Genomic DNA, 4,267 nt, shown 5'->3' on the forward strand with positions numbered 1-4,267 from the left:
CGGTGAAACTGGTTACTGCCCATCAACCATTAACAAAATTTACCCCGATTTTCCTAGGCAAATCTAGCACTTTCGGGGCAGGAGACTAAACAACAATGGAAAAAATTTGGTTTGATAATTACCCACCTAACGCAGAAAAAACGATTGATGTAACGAAATATGAATCTCTCGTAGAGATGTTTGAAGCAGCCGTAAAACGACATCCTGATATGCCTGCTTATATCAATATGGGGCAAGTTTTAACCTTCCGCAAATTAGAAGAACGTAGCCGTGCTTTTGCTGCTTATTTACAAAATGAATTGCGTTTAGAAAAAGGTGATCGAGTCGCATTAATGATGCCAAACCTGTTGCAATATCCGATTGCTTTATTCGGTGCATTGCGTGCAGGTTTGGTGATCGTAAACGTTAATCCACTTTACACACCACGCGAATTAGAACATCAGCTCAACGACAGCGGTGCAAAAGCGATTGTCATCGTCTCTAACTTTGCCGCCACACTCGAAAAAGTAGTCTTCAATACCCAAGTAGAGAACGTAATTTTAACCCGTATGGGCGATCAGCTCTCGTTTGGAAAACGCACGCTAGTGAATTTTGTGGTGAAATACATCAAAAAACTTGTGCCAAAATATAAGTTGCCACACGCAGTAAGTTTCCGCGAAGCCTTGAGTATCGGCAAACAGCGTCAATATGTAAAACCAAATTTAGAGAGTAGTGACCTTGCTTTCTTACAATATACAGGCGGCACAACAGGCGTAGCAAAAGGTGCAATGCTCACACACGCCAATATGGTTGCCAATGTATTCCAAGCCAAATGGGTAGCAGAGCCATTATTAAAAGATGCTAAGGTTCGCGTGGCTGCCATCCCTTTGCCGATGTACCACGTGTTTGCCTTGTCGGTAAACTGCTTACTCTTTATCGAATTAGGCGTAACGGGCTTATTGATTACCAACCCGCGTGATATTCCTGGTTTTGTCAAAGAGCTGAAAAAACAGCGTATTGTGGCACTTTGTGGCGTGAACACGCTATTCAATGCCCTCCTGAATAATGAACATTTCAAAGAGGTAGACTTCTCGGCACTGCGTTTAAGCGTTGGAGGCGGAGCAGCTATTCAAGGGGCTGTCGCAAAACGCTGGTTTGAAACCACAGGTTGTCACATTATTGAAGGCTATGGGATGACTGAATGTTCGCCATTGATTGCCGCTTCTCGTTGGGATTCCACCGAACACACAGGCTCCATTGGCGTGCCTGTGCCGAATACGGATATTCGCATTATGGACGACGCAGGCAATGAGGTGCCAATGGGTGAACGTGGAGAACTTTGGGTAAAAGGTCCACAAGTAATGAAAGGTTATTGGAACCGCCCAGAAGATACCACCGAAGTCTTGCACGATGGCTGGATGGCAACAGGTGATATTGTCGAGATGGGGCAAGATCTCAACTTACGCATTGTCGATCGCAAAAAAGATATGATCATCGTGTCAGGCTTTAACGTTTACCCAAACGAAATCGAAGATGTGGTTGCACATAATCCGAAAGTGAATGAAGTGGTTGCCGTCGGCGTGCCCCACCCTATTTCTGGCGAAATTATCAAAATTTTCGTCACCAAAAAAGATGAAAGCTTAACCCGTGAAGAGTTGCGTTCTTACTGTCGCCAATTCCTCACAGGTTATAAAATCCCGAAAGAGATTGAATTCAGGGACGAATTACCAAAAACCAATGTAGGTAAAATCTTACGTCGCGTGCTCCGTGATGAAGAAATTGCTAAGTTAAATATCAAATCCTAGCCAAATCCAGAAAGGAGAATGAAGATGAAAATCGTTGAAGTAAAACACCCGCTTGTACGCCATAAATTAGGCTTAATGCGTGCTGCTGAAATCAGCACCAAAGATTTCCGCCAACTTGCTACTGAAGTTGGCAGCCTTTTAACTTATGAAGCGACTAAAGATTTAGAAACAGAAAAAGTAGAAATAGATGGTTGGTGCGGTAAAGTAGAAGTTGATCGTATTAAAGGTAAAAAAGTGACCGTGGTGCCAATTTTACGTGCAGGTTTAGGCATGATGGATGGCGTACTAGAACACATCCCAAGTGCACGTATCAGCGTGGTGGGTATCTACCGTGATGAAGAAACTTTAAAACCTGTACCATACTTCAAAAAATTGGCAAACGATGTAGAAGAACGCTTAGCTATTGTGGTTGACCCAATGTTAGCCACAGGTGGATCAATGATCGCAACCCTTGACCTACTTAAAAATGCGGGTTGTAAACACATTAAAGTGTTAGTGCTTGTTGCAGCGCCTGAAGGTATTGAAGCCTTAAAAGCAAGCCATCCTGACATCGAACTTTACACGGCATCAATCGACAGCCACTTAAACGAACACGGCTACATCGTGCCTGGTTTAGGGGATGCGGGTGATAAGATTTTTGGGACGAAATAATCCTCTATTTTTAATGGCGGGCATTATGCCCGCTTTCTATTTTTAGGCTGTTTGACCAAACCTCACTGTAATAAACCCAAACCAACACAACGCTATCATACCTAATCCACCACCAATTAGTCCGACATATTCCAACCCTAATTGATGAATCACAATACTGCCGAACAATGCACCAGCACCAATGCCGTTATTATAAATACCCGAGTAAATAGCAGTTGCCACATCCGTTGCATCTGGCGCAAGTTGGAGTACACGCATCTGTAGTGCAATACACAAACAGGTAATGCCAATTCCCCATAAAAACACGAGCCAGAAAATAGCAATGTCAAAATATTTGAGTGGAAAAATCAGAAGTTGCGGGCACATCACTAACATCATCGCACAAGCGATAAATTTTCGTGGATTTTTTACATATAAACGCCCAAATAAGAAACTGCCTGCCACGCCTGCTAACCCAAAAATAAATAGCATCATTGTTGCAATTTCAGGCGCAAATTGGCTAATGTTGATCACAAAAGGTTCGATATAGCTGTAAGTAGTAAAATGCCCAGTAATAATCATTACTACAAGCAGATAAATCCCAACTAAAAGAGGGCGTTTCATCAACACAGGAATGCTTGCTAAAGAACCTGTATTTTTACTTGGCAAGTGAGGAAGCAATTTCCATATTAACAGCATCACAAGAGTGGCTATAACCCCAATTACAGCAAAAGTCGAACGCCAGTCTAATGCTTGCCCAATCATTCGCCCAATCGGTAAACCCAAAATCATTGCCAGTGAACTACCTAATGCCAGTAAGCCCAACGCTTGTTGTTTTTTATCTTTCGGTGCAACACGAATGACTAGTGATGCAGTAATCGACCAGAAAATAGCGTGAGCCAATGCGATGCCAATTCGAGAAATTAACAGTATCCAGAAATTCCACGCCACAACCGAAAGAATATGACTGACAATAAAAAGAGCGAAAATCGAAAGCAGTAATTTCTTGCGTTCTACCTTTGCGGTAAGCAACATCAACGGTAACGAGCTGAGAAACACTATCCACGCATATACGGTAATCATCAACCCAACGGTTGCGGTTTCCATTTCAAAACTTAGAGCGATATCTGAAAGCAGAGCTACAGGCACAAACTCTGTCGTGTTAAAAATAAATGCGGAAAGCGAAAATGCAAAAACCCGCAGTAACGCGAGTTTTCGATAAGATTGTTTGGTCATCATTTCAATCCCTAAAAATAAAGCGGTCAAATTTTTCATTCAATTTGCGATGCAAAGCGTAAGAAAAATTTAACCGCTTGTAAACTGTTTTATTTAATAGCTCATTTGTATGTTTAAAAGGTTTTTAAAGGCAGTTTAAATTTAGAACATATAAATCATATTATCCTCATAAATCCCATCTTTGGAAGCAGATGCTTTAACCACAATTCGCTCGTAATTATCAAACGCTTGCTAATTATCCACTTTGTCTTCTACTATATAATCCACAAAGCGAATAAACTCCGACTTCGTTGAGCTAAAGAAAATATACGGTGGTCGTGTGATTGATCAGTCGCAGGAAGTCAATCAAATCAAAATAGGTGGCTTGTTTGTAGCTTTCTTGTTTGGTGCAAAGATAAGGCGGATCTAATACGAACAAGGCTTTCGGGTTATCGGTAAACTTCGGCATGTAGCTTCAACAAAACATAGGGGGCAACAAAATGGCACTATTTGACTACGTAATTAGTGATGATTTAGGCATTACTTTAGACGCAGATTTTATCCAAACTACAAATCACTCACTTTATTTTTGGGTTGCAACACCTTACACCACTATTAAAAATTGCAAAGCAGTGGAC

Annotated in this window: 3 protein-coding genes and 1 pseudogene; 2 read left to right on the forward strand and 2 right to left on the reverse strand. The window is 41.6% G+C overall.

Translation table 11 applies throughout. The features are described 5' to 3' along the window. The first annotated feature begins 95 nt into the window (after positions 1-95). Entirely contained in the window at positions 96-1,784 is a 1,689-nt protein-coding gene (fadD, locus tag KH943_RS09340; protein ID WP_304110334.1) for a long-chain-fatty-acid--CoA ligase FadD, read from the forward strand. A gap of 24 nt (positions 1,785-1,808) precedes the next feature. Beyond that, complete coding sequence (gene upp / locus KH943_RS09345) at positions 1,809-2,435, forward strand: uracil phosphoribosyltransferase (protein WP_005705829.1); 627 nt, start codon at positions 1,809-1,811, stop codon at positions 2,433-2,435. A 42-nt stretch (positions 2,436-2,477) separates the two neighbouring features. Here upp and KH943_RS09350 read toward each other — a convergent pair whose 3' ends face one another. Both KH943_RS09350 and KH943_RS09355 read right to left on the reverse strand, forming a co-directional pair. Next, positions 2,478-3,653 (reverse strand): sugar transporter, encoded by a 1,176-nt coding sequence (locus KH943_RS09350; RefSeq protein WP_304110335.1) that lies wholly within the window; start codon positions 3,651-3,653, stop codon positions 2,478-2,480. Positions 3,654-3,791: 138 nt separating this feature from the next. Then, positions 3,792-4,086 (reverse strand): annotated as a pseudogene (locus KH943_RS09355) (hypothetical protein); the annotation flags it as partial. Between the last annotated feature and the right edge of the window lie 181 nt (positions 4,087-4,267).

The sequence above is a fragment of the Haemophilus parahaemolyticus genome (assembly GCF_018373095.1).
Taxonomy (GTDB): domain Bacteria; phylum Pseudomonadota; class Gammaproteobacteria; order Enterobacterales; family Pasteurellaceae; genus Haemophilus_A; species Haemophilus_A parahaemolyticus_A.